Source organism: Thermoactinomyces sp. CICC 10523 (genome assembly GCF_016055105.1).
Lineage (GTDB): Bacteria > Bacillota > Bacilli > Thermoactinomycetales > Thermoactinomycetaceae > Thermoactinomyces_A > Thermoactinomyces_A daqus.
The window spans coordinates 180,462-196,564 of the sequence record NZ_JAECVX010000003.1 but is presented as its reverse complement, the minus strand read 5'-3'; the positions used below and the strand labels follow the sequence as shown (position 1 = coordinate 196,564).

General features: G+C 48.5%; 17 protein-coding genes. 15 read left to right on the top strand and 2 right to left on the bottom strand.

Translation table 11 applies throughout. From position 1 onward, the window contains the following. The first annotated feature begins 32 nt into the window (after positions 1-32). From I8U19_RS06060 to I8U19_RS06050, 3 genes are all read left to right on the top strand, one after another. Positions 33-956 carry a cation diffusion facilitator family transporter gene (locus tag I8U19_RS06060; RefSeq protein WP_033101049.1) on the top strand — a complete coding sequence of 308 codons (924 nt, stop codon included), beginning with the start codon at positions 33-35 and terminating at the stop codon, positions 954-956. A 312-nt stretch (positions 957-1,268) separates the two neighbouring features. Continuing rightward, positions 1,269-2,006 (top strand): glucosamine-6-phosphate deaminase, encoded by a 738-nt coding sequence (gene nagB, locus I8U19_RS06055; RefSeq protein ID WP_033101050.1) that lies wholly within the window; start codon positions 1,269-1,271, stop codon positions 2,004-2,006. Between the two features lie 224 nt (positions 2,007-2,230). Next, the gene (locus I8U19_RS06050; protein WP_198055446.1) at positions 2,231-2,644 is read left to right on the top strand and encodes a VOC family protein; all 414 of its coding nucleotides are present in this window, start codon (positions 2,231-2,233) and stop codon (positions 2,642-2,644) included. A gap of 194 nt (positions 2,645-2,838) precedes the next feature. On the opposite strand, the gene I8U19_RS06045 is transcribed toward I8U19_RS06050, so the two are convergent. Beyond that, positions 2,839-4,431: an APC family permease gene (locus tag I8U19_RS06045; protein WP_198055445.1), complete on the bottom strand. Its 1,593-nt coding sequence runs from the start codon at positions 4,429-4,431 to the stop codon at positions 2,839-2,841. Between the two features lie 552 nt (positions 4,432-4,983). Here I8U19_RS06045 and I8U19_RS06040 point away from each other — a divergent pair. The 7 genes from I8U19_RS06040 to I8U19_RS06020 all read left to right on the top strand — a co-directional run bounded on the left by I8U19_RS06040 (position 4,984) and on the right by I8U19_RS06020 (position 10,040). Further along, a complete protein-coding gene (locus tag I8U19_RS06040) occupies positions 4,984-6,024 on the top strand; it encodes a LacI family DNA-binding transcriptional regulator (protein ID WP_198055444.1) in 1,041 nt (346 codons plus the stop codon). Between the two features lie 66 nt (positions 6,025-6,090). Next, complete coding sequence (locus tag I8U19_RS17865; RefSeq protein WP_407701821.1) at positions 6,091-6,249, top strand: hypothetical protein; 159 nt, start codon at positions 6,091-6,093, stop codon at positions 6,247-6,249. A 49-nt stretch (positions 6,250-6,298) separates the two neighbouring features. Continuing rightward, positions 6,299-6,451: a hypothetical protein gene (locus I8U19_RS17860; RefSeq protein WP_370589203.1), complete on the top strand. Its 153-nt coding sequence runs from the start codon at positions 6,299-6,301 to the stop codon at positions 6,449-6,451. A gap of 40 nt (positions 6,452-6,491) precedes the next feature. Then, positions 6,492-6,653: a hypothetical protein gene (locus I8U19_RS17855; protein ID WP_370589204.1), complete on the top strand. Its 162-nt coding sequence runs from the start codon at positions 6,492-6,494 to the stop codon at positions 6,651-6,653. Positions 6,654-6,785: 132 nt separating this feature from the next. After that, complete coding sequence (locus tag I8U19_RS06030) at positions 6,786-8,045, top strand: MFS transporter (RefSeq protein WP_198055443.1); 1,260 nt, start codon at positions 6,786-6,788, stop codon at positions 8,043-8,045. A gap of 11 nt (positions 8,046-8,056) precedes the next feature. Continuing rightward, positions 8,057-8,509, top strand: coding sequence for a phosphoheptose isomerase family protein (locus I8U19_RS06025; RefSeq protein WP_198055442.1), 453 nt, complete (start codon positions 8,057-8,059; stop codon positions 8,507-8,509). 259 nt (positions 8,510-8,768) lie between these two features. Beyond that, positions 8,769-10,040, top strand: a complete 1,272-nt coding sequence (locus I8U19_RS06020; RefSeq protein ID WP_198055441.1) for a metal-dependent hydrolase family protein — start codon at positions 8,769-8,771, stop codon at positions 10,038-10,040. A 46-nt stretch (positions 10,041-10,086) separates the two neighbouring features. On the opposite strand, the gene I8U19_RS06015 is transcribed toward I8U19_RS06020, so the two are convergent. Further along, positions 10,087-10,635, bottom strand: a complete 549-nt coding sequence (locus I8U19_RS06015; protein WP_198055440.1) for a flavodoxin family protein — start codon at positions 10,633-10,635, stop codon at positions 10,087-10,089. Positions 10,636-10,982: 347 nt separating this feature from the next. Between I8U19_RS06015 and I8U19_RS06010 the strand changes: the two genes are divergently transcribed. From I8U19_RS06010 to I8U19_RS05990, 5 genes are all read left to right on the top strand, one after another. Next, positions 10,983-11,912 (top strand): ABC transporter ATP-binding protein, encoded by a 930-nt coding sequence (locus I8U19_RS06010; protein WP_033101054.1) that lies wholly within the window; start codon positions 10,983-10,985, stop codon positions 11,910-11,912. Continuing rightward, positions 11,905-12,684, top strand: coding sequence for an ABC transporter permease (locus I8U19_RS06005; RefSeq protein WP_052154200.1), 780 nt, complete (start codon positions 11,905-11,907; stop codon positions 12,682-12,684). Before I8U19_RS06010 ends, I8U19_RS06005 begins: the two co-directional genes overlap by 8 nt. A 123-nt stretch (positions 12,685-12,807) precedes the next feature. Then, the gene (locus I8U19_RS06000; protein ID WP_033101056.1) at positions 12,808-13,848 is read left to right on the top strand and encodes an NADP-dependent oxidoreductase; all 1,041 of its coding nucleotides are present in this window, start codon (positions 12,808-12,810) and stop codon (positions 13,846-13,848) included. 324 nt (positions 13,849-14,172) lie between these two features. Further along, positions 14,173-15,216, top strand: coding sequence for a permease (locus tag I8U19_RS05995; protein WP_081943851.1), 1,044 nt, complete (start codon positions 14,173-14,175; stop codon positions 15,214-15,216). Positions 15,217-15,235: 19 nt separating this feature from the next. Next, complete coding sequence (locus I8U19_RS05990) at positions 15,236-16,054, top strand: TIGR03943 family putative permease subunit (RefSeq protein WP_033101057.1); 819 nt, start codon at positions 15,236-15,238, stop codon at positions 16,052-16,054. Positions 16,055-16,103: the final 49 nt, after the last annotated feature.

Genomic DNA, 16,103 nt, shown 5'->3' with positions numbered 1-16,103 from the left:
CCTGCGACGGAAAATGAGGTGAAAACTGGGCCATGCATGTTCATACACATGGAGACCACGATCACGGGCATTTGCACCATCGCCATCAGCGGGCAGATAACAAAAAAGGATTGCTCATCGCTCTGCTGATTACCGTTGGCATTATGTTGCTCGAATTTTTCGGCGGATTGTTTACTCATAGTTTGGCTTTGTTGTCCGATTCAGGACATATGCTCAGCGATGCCGCTACCCTTTTCCTCAGCTTTGCCGCCCTGTGGTTTGCCGTTCGGCCTCCATCCCCGCGCAAAACTTATGGATATTACCGGTTTGAAATCCTGGCGGCACTTTTTAACGGAGTGTTGTTGTTCATCATTTCCGGATGGATTATTTGGGAGGCGGTTTTGCGCTTTTTCCATCCTGCCCGCGTTTCCAGCGGCCCGATGATCCTGATCGCGGCCGTCGGGCTTGTTGCCAATCTGCTGAGCGCCTGGGCTTTACTGAGCAAAGGGGATGTAAAAGGGAATGTGAATTTGCGCAGCGCTTATCTTCATGTTCTGGGAGATGCCCTCGGTTCTCTGGGAGCGATCGCGGCCGGGGTGCTGATCTACCTTTTTTCTTGGTATTACGCTGACCCCCTGATCAGTATTTTGGTTGCGGTCCTCATTTTGAAAGGAGCTTGGGGTGTGATTTCCCATTCGTTGCACATTTTGATGGAAGGTACGCCGGTAACGGTCGATTGTGATGAGGTGGACAAAATTTTGCGGAGCATTCCCGGGGTCATCAATGTGCATGACCTGCATGTCTGGACGATTACCTCCGAGCTCGATTCGCTCTCCTGCCACTTGCTGGTCGAGGAACAGTTTGACCAGCAACAGATTTTGCAACAGGCAATCCGGCTGATCGCCGAACATTTTCAGATTCACCATACGACGATTCAGGTGGAAACGGAACAGCTTCAGCATCCTGAATTGCATTAAACACCCCGGGAGGAATCCCGGAGAAGCCTGGCGGAAGAGGCGGTGCAATCAGCTTCATCTCAAGGCTGTTGGGGAAGACAGAAGCTCGCAATGGGGCTTCTTTTTTATCGGGAAATATTGCATACATATTGGTATATACAACTATATGACTAAATGATAATATAAAAATGAAAGCATAGCCACCATAAATAACCAATTGCATATAAATGATCCATTTTTTCAAAAACTGATGATGTCTGTTGCAAATCGAACCGGACATTGAACCAGGTAAAGGGGAAAGTGGCAGTTTTCATAACGGAAGGAGGGGCCGCGATGCAGCTGATCAAGGCAAAAGATTATCATGATCTCTGCCATAAGGCAGCCGAACTCATTTTAAGGAAGGTCAAAGGGCAGAAAAAGCTGACTTTGGGTCTGGCGACTGGTGGCACACCACAAGGGGTTTATCGAATACTGGTGGAAGAGGCGAGGCAAAACGGCACTACCTACCAGCACGTCACCACGTTTAATTTGGATGAATATGTAGGGCTGCCGCCTGATCATCCGCAAAGCTATCATACCTATATGAATAAAAAACTGTTTGATTTTATCGACATACCCCCGCAAAATGTCCATATACCCGATGGCATGGCGGAAAATCTGGAAGAGGAATGCAGACGTTATGAGCAAATGATCGACCAAAGCGGCGGAATTGATCTGCAACTGCTGGGGATTGGCATCAACGGGCATATCGGTTTCAATGAACCGGGAACTTCATTTCACTCCTTTACGCATGTTGTTAAATTGGAAGAATCGACCCGGATCGCCAACAGCCGATTTTTCTCTTCCCTGGAGGAAGTCCCGGCCTTCGCCGTCACGATGGGGATCGCATCGATCATGAAGAGTAAAGAGATCTTGCTGCTCGCCGTCGGCAAAAGAAAAGCGGAAGTGTTGCAGCGGCTCATTTACGGCGAGGTGACCGAAGAACTGCCGGCATCTGTTTTAAAAATGCATCAACATGTGACCATTATTGCCGATGAAGAAGCCCTTTCTTCTCTTTCCGTCCGTTGTTAGGATGGTTGATCAGAAGAGGTCGTCCGGATTGCGGGCGGCTTCTTTTTGTATGTAGGAGTACAGGAAAGTTTCAATCGTTCACAATGCTCTTCACCCTCAAAAAACAGGGTTACGAAACATATGTTCCGGATTATAATCCCGAATAGAGGTGAAGACTGGATAAATATAACCGTTCATGAAAATGCGTTCCAACATTACATGAGGAAAGGAAGTCGAATGGACAGGTGATTCAGGCAAAAATTAATCCCTATTTGTACTTGCGGGGAAACAGTGAGGAAGCGATGTATTTTTATAGGGATGTTTTTGGCGGGGAAATCGTTACCCTTCGACGCTATGGAGATGTACCGGATATCCCTTGTGCTGAAGAGGACCGGGACAAAATTCTGCACGGTCATCTCAAAGTGGCGGATCAAGCGATCTATTTCTCAGATGCGATCGGAAACCAATCTGTCAACTTTGGAAATCAGGTGAGTCTGACATTGGAGTTGACAGAAGCGGATGTGATTGAAAAGGTGTACAACGCTTTGGCTGAAGGCGGAGAAGTTCTTATGCCGCTTCAGGACACTTTTTGGGGGGCGAAATACGGGAAGCTGACCGACCGGTTCGGCATCAACTGGGACTTGAATTGTCAACTGTAATTTTCTGACGTAAGTCATTGAAAGGGGCTATTGTCCGTGTTGATACTGCATGGGTTTGCATGCTTGAGACTTTCAAGATCATGACGGAACTTTGCATCACGAAAGCAGTGACGGTTTCAAATGTGAACAGAATCTGCGTTTATAAAAAAACTGCTGCCCAGCCAGGTGGACAGTCAGTTTTTAAAGAACGAGGATCAGTTGGCGATTTTCATCTGTTCGTTGCTCTGCTCATCCTGTTTGCCTTGATAGGAAGGCAAAGCGCTGCGGATGCCCCAGAAATAAAATATCAGAGCTGCGATGACGACGACAACCATATCCATGCCGTAAGGGATGTGATTGGTTCCGCCGAATTTGCTGCTGCCCAGATAGGAAATTCCCATCATCACGATCAGATAGACGACCAGCCAGAGGCCGGCTTTAAAGTTGGCAGCAAAGTCTTTCCAGTTGTTTTTGGCTTGATAGTAGAAATAAACGGGCAATCCGATGATCATGATCAGGGTGACTTGACCGGTCAGCGGCCAGGTCGCCCAATACAGGATCAGCGATGCAACGATAAACGCCAGCGGCGCGATTACCGGCATGCCTTTGATTTTGAGAGGACGTGAAACATTTACGTCTTTCATGCGGCGGAATGCCATGACCGAGATCGGGCCGGTTACGTACGAGATCAGCGTCGCGACGGAAATAACCTCAGCCAGTGATCCCCATCCTCGGAAAATGAACAGGAATAAAAACGAAACAGCCAGGTTAAACCACATCGCCGGTCGCGGAACGCCGTAAACCGGGTGGATTTTTCCAAATATACGTGGGAAATAACCGTTTTGTTCCATACCGTAAATCATCCGGGCCGTGGTTGCCGTATAGGTCATACCCGTACCGGACGGAGAAACGAATGCATCTGCAAACAGCAGGAGGGCAAGCCAGTTCAGGTTTAGAGCCAAGGCCAGATCGGCGAAGGGAGAGCTAAAGTTCAGGACACCCCAGCCTTTGGCCAGCAGATGATCCGGCACTGCACCGATGTAAGCGGTTTGCAACAAGACATAGATGATTCCTGCCAGGAGAATCGAACCGGCGACTGCGATTGGAACGGAACGGCTTGGATTTTTTGCTTCTCCGGCCATATTGATCGGACTTTGAAATCCGTTAAAGGCAAAAACGATTCCCGATGTGGCCACAGCCGTCAGCACGCCTGCCCAGCCGTTCGGAGTGAAACCGCCGGGGGCATGAGTGAAGTTGTTAGCGTGAAAACCGGCGTAAATGAGCCCGATAATCGTCAGTCCGGGAATGAGGAATTTGAAGACGGTGATGGCCGTGTTAACACGGGCAAACAGCTTGACCGTCCAGTAGTTGATCAGGAAATAGACAACGACCAAACAGGCGGCGAGCACCAGCCCGACCGGGGAAAGCGTTTCTCCGTTGTACAGGGCTTTTGCCCATGCCCAAGGCCAGGAACTCATATATTGTATCGAAGCAACCGCTTCCACAGGAATGACGGAAACAATCGCGATCCAGTTGGCCCAGCCGGATATAAACCCAAGAAATGATCCGTGTGAATAATGGCCGTAACGTACCATTCCGCCTGCTTCGGGGAACATCGCGCCCAATTCGGCATAGGTCAAGCCGATGAACATAATGGCGATCATTCCAATGACCCATGCCCAGATCGCGGCGGGTCCGGCAACTGAGGCCGCTTTCCATGCTCCAAAGAGCCAGCCGGATCCAATAATCGAACCGAGGCCGGTCATCATAAGGGCAAATGTTCCAATATTTCTCTTCATCCCTTTCATATGGCTACCTCCAACTATAGCAGGATATACTAGTAGATTAATTCACTGATAATAGTATCGCATAAAAATGAATTGTAAATCAAATTAAAACCTTTTATTTACAAAAATTGTTATTTAGAAAACCGAAATATACCAGGGTTAAAGGCGAAAATTAACCCTTTTGAGTGATGATTTATTTTTATTTAACACGCATAAGAAGGAGAAAAGGTCGCTGTAGAAAATAATGTTCGGATTTTGCGTCATATGATGAAAAACAGTTTGATCAGCCTGGGGAGGTATACGAATAAAATAGAATGTATTTTAATAGATAAGCAGTGTTAATTGGAAAATAAAGGGATATGATGCAGGGGATTGCAAGCGGGCAGATCTGGTCTTCCTTGCTGCCTTGCAAGGAAGGAGATTCAAAAAACTTTTTCCAAGTGGATGTAAATCAACCTGTGGTTAACAGATCAATATCCTGTTTTTTTCGAGGACTTGTGAAAAGAAAGATAATTTGGTATAATGAAACCGGTTTCAAAAATAAATGAGCAGTTGGCATGAGGGACTGTAAAGATGGAAAATAAGAGACAAAAGAAGCAATCGGACCGTGCCACCATTTCAGATGTAGCAAGACTGGCCGGTGTGTCAAAAACGACGATTTCCCGCTATTTAAGCGGAAAGTACCATATGCTGTCTGACAGCACCTTGAACCGAATAGAAAAAGTCATTGCTGAGCTGAATTACCGTCCCAACAAAATGGCAAGAGGTTTGAAACGGGATCGCAGTTACCTGATCGGCATGGTGATCGCTGATATTACCAATCCTTTTTCCACCGCGATTTTGCGCGGGGCCGAGGATGTCTGCAAGCAGCGCGGATACAGCCTGATGGTTTGCAATACGGATAACGATCCGGCCAAAGAGCGTGAATACATTTTTATGCTGCAATCCCACCGGATCGACGGTTTGATCATCAATACGACCGGACGCAACAACAAGTTTTTGCAAGAATTGGCGACAGAGAAAACAGCCGTCGTCCTGGTCGACCGAAAAGTGCCTGAATTGGGATTTGACACCGTGACGCTTGACAATGAACAGGCGATGGCTGCTGGTGTCAACCACTTGCTCGCCCGGGGGTATAAGCACATCGCCCTTTTCAGCGAATCGATTGCCGGCGTGAGTTCGCGGGAGGAACGGGTGCGCACATTTCAAAACATGTTGTCCGATCGTGAAGTCTCCGCTGAAGTTCATGAGATTGATTTACGCGAGTTGCGCGAATTCTCCCTTCTGTTGGATGAGTTTTTTCAAAAGGCGCCGAAGGGAAAGCGGGCCGTCTTTGCGGCAAACGGGGTGATTCTGTTAAAAACGATCCATCTGATTCAGGAGAAAGGAATCGAGATTGGCAAGGATGTGGCCGTTTTGGGATTTGATGATATGGAATGGGCACCGCTGATCGGCCCCGGAATCACGACCCTGGCACAGCCTACTTATGAAATGGGCGTGACCGCGATGAAAAGAGTGTTGGAGCGGATTGACGGGGATCGGTCGCCGGCGCAAAATATCGCTTTTTCCGGTCAATTGCTGGTGCGCGGCTCTACGCCGGAAGTGAGGGACTAGAAAGATTGCCTGTTTTCGCCCTTTTTTGAAACCGATTTCAAAAAAGGTGGGAATGAGAGTTGGATTATGCCGGATGTCGTAACCTTTGGCGAAGCGATGGGAATGTCTGCGGCCGGTAAAGCCGGAGCGCTTCATCGGGTAAGCAGTTTACGCCGGGGGTGGCCGGGGCGGAAACCAATGTCCCCGTCGGTCTGTTCCGGTTGGGATATTGTGCCGGCCGGGTGAGCGAAGTGGGGAATGATCCGTTTGGACAATGGATCAAGGAGAGTTTGTGATGGGAAAACGTGGATATTTCCATGGTGGCGATCCGGACCATCCGACCGGTTTTCAGTTGAAACCCAAGGCGGGCAGCGGTGACCCCGAGGTGGTTTATTTCCGGAATCGGGTGATCTGCCCGGATCCTCACCGGCTATACCGGCCCGCGTGATCTGGCAGCATTTTATCTTGATAAGGAGGTGAAATTGGTTGTGATCAAGTTGGGGGCAAGAGGCGCTGATGATCGTACGGTGACGGAAGAAGGGGAAGTTACAGGATTTCCTGTTTCGCAAGTGGTCGATACAGTAGGAGAGGGAGACGGATTTGACGTCGGTGTCCATCAGCGGAATGCTGGAGGGTTTGCCGATCCGTGAAGCGGTTTTGCGGGCAAATGCCATCGGGGCTTGGCAGTAATGAGTCAGGGGAACCAGGATGGATTGCCCGTACGGGAGCAGCCGGAGTCCTATGTCTGCACACCATGACTGCGCACCTGAGGAGTGAATCAGATGGAAAACAATCGTTTGGCCAAAAGCCGCTGGTATCGCTTGATTCCGATCGTTTTCATCACTTACAGCCTGGCCTACCTCGACCGCGCCAACTACGGGTTTGGAGCGGCAGGCGGGATGGCCGAAGATTTGCATATCACAGAGGAAGTTTCCTCGCTGATCGGGGCCTTATTTTTCCTTGGTTATTTCTTTTTTCAAATCCCCGGTGCGCATTATGCCGAAAAGAGAAGTGCGAAAAAGCTGATTTTTTGGACGCTGATCCTTTGGGGATTGTGCGCATCGGCGACTGGATTTCTGACTGATGTAAAAGCGCTGCTGGTAATTCGCTTTGTGCTCGGCGTTGCCGAAAGCGTTGTAATGCCGGCCATGCTCGTGTTTCTCTGCCATTGGTTCACCAAAGAGGAACGATCCCGCGCCAACACGTTTCTCATCCTGGGGAACCCGGTGACGGTTTTGTGGATGTCCGTTGTTTCGGGCTATTTGGTCGATGTGTTCAATTGGCGCTGGATGTTTATCCTTGAAGGGCTTCCGGCGGTGATCTGGGCCTTTGTTTGGGTAAAACTGGTTGACGACAAACCGGAGATGGCCAAATGGCTCACCAAAGAAGAAAAAGCCGGGATTTCCCGAGCATTGGAGCAAGAGCAGCAGACAGTACAGCCGGCCAAAAACTATTGGGAAGCGTTTAAATCGAAAAATGTGATACTGCTCTCCCTGCAATATTTTTGCTGGAGCATCGGTGTTTATGGATTTGTGTTATGGCTGCCATCGATTTTAAAATCGGCGTCAAAAATGGGGATCGTCGCGACAGGATGGCTTTCCTCCGTTCCCTATCTGCTCGCTGTCATTCTTATGCTGGTCGTCTCATATTACTCCGACCGCCTGATGAAGCGGAAAGTATTTGTGTGGCCGCTTCTGCTCATCGGAGCCCTCGCCTTTTCCGGATCGTATCTCTTGGGTAACTCCGACTTTTGGCTTTCCTACGTTTTGCTCGTGATTGCCGGCGGTACGATGTATGCGCCATATGGTCCTTTTTTTGCAATTGTTCCCGAGATTTTGCCGCGCAATGTCGCCGGCGGGGCGATGGCGTTGATCAACAGCATGGGAGCGCTCGGTTCCTTTGTCGGTTCATACGTTGTCGGGTATTTGAACGGTGCGACCGGCAGTCCGAATGCTTCTTATATCTTCATGGCGGCAGCCCTCCTGCTGTCGGTGGTTTTAACCCTGGCTGTAAGCAAAAAAGAGGAGAAACATGAAAGGTGAATATCAGATGAATGACGGCAGGCGAGGCGGTCAGGATCGCTGCCCGGGTGGAAGCGGAAACGGATTGGATTGAAGCGGGGACTTCACTGATCAAGAAGATGGCATGTCGATTGAACGTCTATGTCGTCGGAGAGACGATTGCTCCCGCCATTGCCGCAGAGGATCTCGTCATCACTGTTTCCGGGAAGACACAATCAGTACTGATGATCGAGGAAAAAGCGAGACGGATCGGCTGCAAAGTTCTTGCCGTCACCGCTGATCCGAAGTCTCCGCCGGGGGGTAGGCTGACGCGATCCTTCATGTACTGGCCGCGACCAAGGATCGCCGGCGGGGAAAGCAAGCCGCCATCCAGCCGCCCGTTTCCCTGCCTGACCAGTGCCCCCGCTTTTGCCGGATGCCATTTGCCTGCGGTATGCCTGGTTGAACGCAATCGGCCACCGAAAAGCCCGAGCCAGACATGCTGATTTGGAGCAGCAGATATGTACAAGGCTGTTGCCAAATAGGGTGAAGCGGGATTGATGCTCTATTGCAGCACTTTGTGAGAAAGAAGACAGAAGCTGAAAAGCACCAAGACCAACAGGAAAAATTGAATTTTTTCAATAATAAGGCACGCCTCTTCCAGTTTGGAGAGGTGTTATTTATTAATTGAATTATTATATTTTATTTTCTTTCTATTAGGGTAAATTATCCGTGATTCCGGCTGAGCAGAAAGGAAGGATCAACGTGGAGGCTATCCTGATTAAAAATGTGACCTTAATTGATGGAAAAGGGGGTGAACCGAAGAAAGAGATGGCCGTGCTGGTCCGGGATGGACGCATTGCTGAGGTCGGGCATGTGAATCGCATTCGGATTCCCGATGTGCCGGTGCGGACGATTGATGCGGATGGGTTTACTTTATTGCCGGGATTTATCGATGCCCATGTTCATGTTATGATGTCCCCGGTCAATTTCGCTAATAGTTTGAACACCCCTTTTTCTTATAAATTTTATGATTCGATCCGGAATATGAAAGCCACGGTTGCGGCGGGTGTGACCACTGTGCGGGATGCAGGCGGCGCCGATGCCGGGGTGAAGATGGCTGTGGAAAACGGGCTGGTTCTCGGCCCGCGGATGAAAATCAGCATAACTCCCTTAAGCATAACGGGGGGACACCTCGATTTTTGGCAGCGTTCGGGTGTGGATGTAACGCCGGCCCTTTTTGGCGGATATCCGGGAAACCCGCTGGGGGTCTGCGACGGGCCCGATGAGGTTCGCAAAAAAGTGCGCGAAGTGTTGCGGGCAGGGGCCGATTTCATCAAAGTTTGCAGCACCGGAGGGGTGATGAGCCCCACTGACCATCCGGAATTTACCCAATTTACCCAGGCGGAGCTGGAAGTGATGGTTGAGGAAGCGGCGTTTCGCCGGGGAATCAAAGTGATGGCTCACGCCCAGGGGAACGAGGGGATTAAAAATGCCGTCCGTGCCGGTGTTCATTCGATTGAGCACGGGATTTTCTTGGATGATGAAGCCATTGAGCTCATGCTGAAACAGGGGACGTATCTCGTTCCCACGCTGCTCGCCCCGCTGGCTGTTCTGGAGATGGCGGAGCAGGAGGGAACCATGCCGGAACATGCCATCCGCAAATCAAAAGAAGTGATTGAAATTCATCGGGAGAGCATCAGACAGGCTTTTCGCGCCGGCGTGAAAATCGCGATGGGCACCGATGCCGGGGTGATGGCCCACGGCCAGAATCTGCGCGAATTGGGACTTCTCTGCGAGATCGGCATGTCCCCGATGGAAGCGATTGTGGCTGCGACGCAGATGGCTGCAGCTTGTTTGCAATGGGAGGAAGAGGTGGGCACAATTGAAAAAGGAAAATGGGCGGATTTTGTTTTGACCGGGGTTGATCCGCTGAAAAATATCCGTGCACTTGAAAATCAGGATCAGATCGTGATGGTTATTAAAGGCGGGAAAATCGTGAAGGATCTGCGCAAGCAGGAGTCAAAAACAAAATAAATGGCGAAGCGCCACCTCTTTGCAGGGAAGGGGTGGCGTTTGCCGCTTAAGACTGCACAGCTTGCAGTTGTTGGTTCAATAGCCGCGCCTGATGTAAGGCGTGCTGATCATTCATCACTTCGCCCGGCTTATTTCCGACACCGAGGATATATCCGCCGAATTTCATCGACATAAAGTCAAAAATCAGCTGGAATTGCTGAATGAGAGGAAGTCCCTTCACGTTTATCGAATCTCCTCCGGTGACAATGACAAATGCCTGTTTATCCTTCATGCTTCCTTTGAAATCGTAGTTCGTGTTGCGCAGGCTTTGCGACCAGCGATCGATGAAATTTTTCATCAACCCGGACATTCCGTACCAATACAGCGGAGTAATAAAGAAAATAACATCATGATTTATTACCTGGGTGATGATGCTTTCATAGTCATCGTCAACAGGGTGAAATCCTTCGGGCGAGTGGCGGCCGTCAGCAACGGGAAGGATTTTTTTATGCCGCAAGTAAATCTTGGTCGCCTGAAGCCCGTCCAGGGCATAATCGGCCAGTTGTTCCGAATTTCCACTTTCTCGGGAACTGCCGTAAAGGGCGACGATTTTCATATCCATCAACTCCTGCTTTTGGGAATAGGCAACTTAAACTTGTGTGTTCGCCATCATACAGCAATTCCCTTGTTTTCATGAACGGAAACCGGAAATTCACATGAACGCGCAGACAATCATCATCTTTTTTTATTGTTGACGGAAGCGAAAAACGGGGACAATGACGCAGGAAAATGGTTCTTTTTTAAAAAGGAGTCCCTGATACAATCAATGTGAAAGACTTTGGGCCGGACAGCACAAATCTGTTACAATTGGATGGAGAGTTTTGTCTGGTGGCAAGGCTTTCAGTCAATAATGTTTTATGATAAACACCTGATGTAAGGTTGATGCTGTCTTGGGAGGGCGTTATGAAACGGATACCGGTTTTGAAGGTGAACAATGTCACGAAAAAAATACATAATAAAACGATTGTCGAAAACCTCTCCTTTAAGGTTTATGCCGGAGAAGTATTTGGGCTCCTCGGTCCCAACGGTGCCGGAAAAACGACCCTCATCCGGATGATCGTCGGATTGATGGGAATCACCGAGGGAGATATTATGATTCATGATTTCAGCATTAAAACGCAATTTGAACAAGCGGTCCGCGGGATTGGAGCGGTGGTCGAAAATCCGGAGTTATATCAATTCATGTCGGGGTACAAGAATTTGGTTCATTTTGCCAGGATGACACCGGGTGTAGACCAGGAGCGGATCGATGAAGTTGTTTCCCTGGTCCGGTTGGAAAATCGCATTCATGATCCGGTCAAGACGTACTCCCTGGGGATGCGCCAGCGCTTGGGTCTGGCACAAGCGATTCTGCACCGCCCTTCGTTGTTGATCCTGGATGAGCCGACTAACGGTCTGGACCCTGCCGGAATCCGCGAACTGCGCGATTATTTGCGCGAACTGGCCAAGAAGGAAAATGTCGCCGTTCTTGTGTCCAGTCATCTTCTGTCCGAGATGGAGCTGATGTGTGACCGGGTGGGAATCATTCGCCAGGGGAAACTGGCAGGCATAAGATCGGTTGGAAAACTTGAAAATCAGAAGGCCGGGATGTTCAAGGTTCACTTTGAAGTTGATTCGGTTGAAAAAATTCCTGAGCTGCTTAAAAAGAAAAGCTGGAACAAAGAATGGGCTCAAGTGCCGGGAGGGTTTGAGATCGAGCTGAAACGGGAGCAGATCGCCGAACTGAACGCCAGAATGACGGAAGCGGGAATAAAAGTTTACGGAATTCGGACCATGGATCAATCGCTGGAGGACAAGTATCTGGAAATGACAGAAGGTGATGAGATTGCCTGATTTTTTTCGCTTGATTCAAAATGAAATGATGAAACAATTTGAGCGGACGAGAACCTATGTAATGCTCGGATTCTATATCGTGGTCAGTTTTTGTTCCGCTTTCGTCTTGAAGTATATGGAAAAGGCTTCGGGAAGGCCGGAGGATCTATGGGGATTTTTCGAGTTTGACTCACACCTGTTGCCGATCGCGCAAATCTTGACCGTGGTGATTGCCGGAGACATCGTGTCGAGCGAGTTTAACTGGGGAACGGTGAAAATGCTGCTGATCCGTCCGGCGCGACGTATAAAAATCCTTTGGGCCAAGTATGTTACCGTGTTGCTGTTTTCCGTGATTTTCGTGGTAACGCTCATCGTCTGCTCCTTTTTGTTTGGAGCGGTCTTTTTCGGCGTCACCTCCGCTTACGGAAGTCCGGTTCCCCTGATCAAGGAGCTGATCACCACATATTCCCTTTATTTTGTGGAAATTGTGATGATGGCGACACTCGCTTTTATGCTATCCGCTTGGACGCGCAGCAGTTCAGTGGCGATCGGCCTCTCGGTTTTTCTGGTGTTTGCCGGGGCCGTTCTGATTGAGTTTTTAAATATGTTCGGCTTTGCCTGGGGAAAATATCTCCTCTTTGCCAATATGGATTTCACACAGTATCTCTCAGGGGGACAACCGCCTTATCCGGGCATGAGCGCCACTTTTTCCGTCATCGTTTTACTGGTCTATTTTATTCTTTTCCACATAATCTCATGGTGGGCATTTGCAAAAAGAGATATTACTGTTTGAGGCCGGAAATTTGGTTTGAGATCAAAAGTGGACCGGGAAAAGGGTTAACAGGTTTGCTTTTGTGAAAAAATGTGCCGAAAAAATGATGTTTTCTTGAACCAAATTTGCGATGGAGGCGAAAGTATGGCCGAAGCGTTGGCAAACAAAAAGATCTTATTGGTAAAAAGGCCGAAAGGACTGCCGGCAAAAGACGATTTCAAAATGGTTGAAGGGACTGTGCCGGAGCCGAAAACGGGTGAAGTATTGGTTCGCACCTTATACTTATCGGTTGATCCCTATATGCGGGGACGGATGAATGACCAAAAATCGTATGTTCCTCCATATCCGCTCAATGAAGTGATTACCGGAGGGGTGATCGGCGAGGTTATCCAGTCCAGGGCAAGCGAACTGGATGAAGGGGATCTCGTGATCGGCAATTATGGCTGGCAAACGATGCAAACGGTGGATAGTGCGCAATTGCGAAAGATCGATGAAACGATCGCCCCGGTTACCACGGCCTTGGGGATTCTGGGCATGACTGGGCTGACCGCGTATTTCGGGTTGCTTGATATCGGCCGGCCGAAACCGGGGGAAACCGTTGTTGTGTCCGGTGCGGCAGGGGCGGTTGGTATGACGGTTGGCCAAATTGCCAAAATTAAAGGGTGCCGTGTTGTGGGGATTGCCGGTTCAGACAGGAAGATTCAATACCTGCTCGACGAGCTTGGATTTGATGCCGCCATTAACTACAAGACGACGAAAGAGTTGAAAAAAGCGTTGGCAGAAGCTTGCCCGGAGGGTGTGGATATCTATTTTGACAATGTCGGGGGCGAAATCTCCGATGCGGTCATGCGACTGTTGAATCCCCACGCCCGTATTCCGGTCTGTGGCCAAATTTCCTTGTACAACCTGGAAAAGGCCGATATCGGGCCGAGGATACAACCCTTGCTGCTGATCAATAAGGCGCTGATGAAAGGGTTTATCGTATCCGATTATGCAGCCCGATTCGATGAAGGAACCAACCAGTTGGCTGAATGGTTGAAGCAGGGCAAATTGAAATATGAAGAAAATATTGTGGAAGGTTTTGAGAATACCATTGATGCTTTTCTCGGATTGTTCAAAGGGGAAAATCTGGGCAAACAGCTGGTCAAGGTGGCAGAGCCCTCCAAGCGGCCTGTGAAAGAATAACCTTAACAGCCTGACGTGATATAAAAAGTCGGTGACGCAAAGGACGTTACCGTCTTTTTTTATATTTTTTTGCGAGCGGGAAAGAGTTCATCTTTGGATCGTGTTTGTTTTGAGCGGGGCAGAAATCAGAATCAGCCTGATTTTTTCTTCGGTTGAATTTATCCTGATTTTGAAACAATTATTGATTTATAAAGGGTTGATGTTTTGATATGATATTGAAAGCGGGAATTAAATCGTAATAATTTTGATTTAGCTCATCATAAAATTCCAATATGATGACAAATCAACATGCCGGATCGCGTTCAGACTGGAGGAACAATCAGAATGTGGCTGAAAAATTACTACATTGAGATTACGGGAGTTCTCGTTTTTATCGCCCTGTTTTACTTTTTAACTTCCGGTCAGATCATGGAACTCGGAAGTTTGATGGCGAAATTTGCAATTACGGATAACGTTCAGTTGCAAAACCTGTCCACCATTTTTCTCAGCATTTTTATTGAAGGTTTGCCATTTATTTTGATGGGGGTATTTGTCTCCGTCTTGATCCATGAGTTTGTGGATGAAGAGGTCATCTGGAAGTGGATCCCCAAAAACCCGCTCTTATCAATCCCTCTGGCGGCGTGTCTTGGAATCTTTCTTCCGATCTGCGAATGCGGAATTGTGCCAGTCGCCCGTCGTTTGATCCAAAAAGGGCTTCCGGCTCATACCGCATTTACGTTTTTACTGGCAGCTCCGATTGTGAACCCTGTTACCGCCGTTTCTACCTATATTGCTTTCCGAAACAACTGGGATATGGTTTTCCTGCGTCTCGGATTGGGGGCGGGGATTGCCGTGGCGATGGGGATTATGTTTTTGCTTTTTTTCAGTAAGACCGATGTTTTAAAAGGAAATCTGCAAAAAGCAGACTGCCATCATTCCTGCCATCACGATCATGCTCATCCACATGATCACTGCCATGACCATCGGGGTTTGGAAGCGCGATTGTGTCATGCGTTCTATCATGCGATCTTTGAATTTATTGACATGGGAAAGTATTTTGTGGCCGGCGCTTTCATCGCAGCCTGCTTTCAAACGTTTATTGGATTGTCAGTGATGAAATCGGTTGCTGCACATGAGGGGATCGCTGTGATCGTGATGATGGGAATCGCATTCGGACTGTCCATTTGTTCATCATCGGATGCGTTTGTGGCCGCTTCTTTTCGGGGAATTTTAGGAAACGCTCCCCTGTTCAGTTTCCTCGTATACGGGCCGATGATGGATTTGAAAAATTTACTGATGATGATCGGGAGCTTTCGCTCTTCTGTCGTTTGGTTTTTTTGGGGCGGAACCACGCTCCTGACCATTCTGTCAATCTTGCTGTTTGTCTAAATGAAAGGAGACCGGATGAATGACCGCAATCCTTCGCACTGCCATTCTCATCGGGAATGCGATCATGCTTTTATACCTTCTCGTCACGAAAAACATCGACCTGTTTATTAACCCGCGGTTGAAGTGGTTGGTGGCGATCAGTATCTTTTTATTGCTTGTCCTGGGTTTGATTCAATTATGGAATCTGAAAGAGAAAGATATACATAGAACAGGATTTTGGGGATATGGATTCGTCATTTTTCCCCTTTTTATGTTTTTCCTGTTTCCGCCGAAGGTTTTGGATGGGAGCATTGCCAATCATAAAATGTTTACCTACTTATCTTCGCAACCGGATCAGAAAGTGTTAACCAAAAGCCAGTCTGATCAGAATAACGATGGGAAAAATAGCACCGACAAAGGCCAAAGCGAGACTCTCTCCGACGGCCAGGAGAGCTGGGAGGCGCAATACAAAAAGGAAGCGGCTGAATTGGTAAAAATGCCGGTAATTACTTTCAACGATCAAAATTATTTTGAACGGCTGAACGTGATTTTGCTGTATCCCGAGAAATTCAAAGGAAAGAAAATCCGGACCATGGGTTTTGTCTACCGGGACGAATCGTTTAAATCCAACCAGTTTGTTCCCGGACGGATGGCGGTTAGCTGTTGCGTGGCCGACGCGGCGGTTGTGGGAATCTTGGCTGAAGACAATCATGCCGATTCTCTGAAAAAGGACCGTTGGGTTGAAGTGGAGGGAACGCTGAAGACGGAAAAGATTGAGGGGGAAATAACGCCCGTGATTAAAGTAGAGTCTGTGAAGTTTGTATCTCCTCCCAAAAATCCCTATATTTATCCCTCTTAGACATTGACGGCTTTCGCTGCTTTTCGCAACTTCAATGAACGGAATGGTT

Excerpts from the sequence above, each read along its gene's own strand:
- I8U19_RS06060 (WP_033101049.1), top strand. The coding sequence starts at position 33 with ATGCATGTTCATACACATGGAGACCACGATCACGGGCATTTGCACCAT.
- nagB (WP_033101050.1), top strand. The coding sequence starts at position 1,269 with ATGCAGCTGATCAAGGCAAAAGATTATCATGATCTCTGCCATAAGGCA.
- I8U19_RS06045 (WP_198055445.1), bottom strand. The coding sequence starts at position 4,431 with ATGAAAGGGATGAAGAGAAATATTGGAACATTTGCCCTTATGATGACC.
- I8U19_RS06040 (WP_198055444.1), top strand. The coding sequence starts at position 4,984 with ATGGAAAATAAGAGACAAAAGAAGCAATCGGACCGTGCCACCATTTCA.
- I8U19_RS17865 (WP_407701821.1), top strand. The coding sequence starts at position 6,091 with ATGCCGGATGTCGTAACCTTTGGCGAAGCGATGGGAATGTCTGCGGCC.
- I8U19_RS17860 (WP_370589203.1), top strand. The coding sequence starts at position 6,299 with ATGGGAAAACGTGGATATTTCCATGGTGGCGATCCGGACCATCCGACC.
- I8U19_RS06030 (WP_198055443.1), top strand. The coding sequence starts at position 6,786 with ATGGAAAACAATCGTTTGGCCAAAAGCCGCTGGTATCGCTTGATTCCG.
- I8U19_RS06025 (WP_198055442.1), top strand. The coding sequence starts at position 8,057 with ATGACGGCAGGCGAGGCGGTCAGGATCGCTGCCCGGGTGGAAGCGGAA.
- I8U19_RS06015 (WP_198055440.1), bottom strand. The coding sequence starts at position 10,635 with ATGAAAATCGTCGCCCTTTACGGCAGTTCCCGAGAAAGTGGAAATTCG.
- I8U19_RS06010 (WP_033101054.1), top strand. The coding sequence starts at position 10,983 with ATGAAACGGATACCGGTTTTGAAGGTGAACAATGTCACGAAAAAAATA.
- I8U19_RS06000 (WP_033101056.1), top strand. The coding sequence starts at position 12,808 with ATGGCCGAAGCGTTGGCAAACAAAAAGATCTTATTGGTAAAAAGGCCG.
- I8U19_RS05995 (WP_081943851.1), top strand. The coding sequence starts at position 14,173 with ATGTGGCTGAAAAATTACTACATTGAGATTACGGGAGTTCTCGTTTTT.
- I8U19_RS05990 (WP_033101057.1), top strand. The coding sequence starts at position 15,236 with ATGACCGCAATCCTTCGCACTGCCATTCTCATCGGGAATGCGATCATG.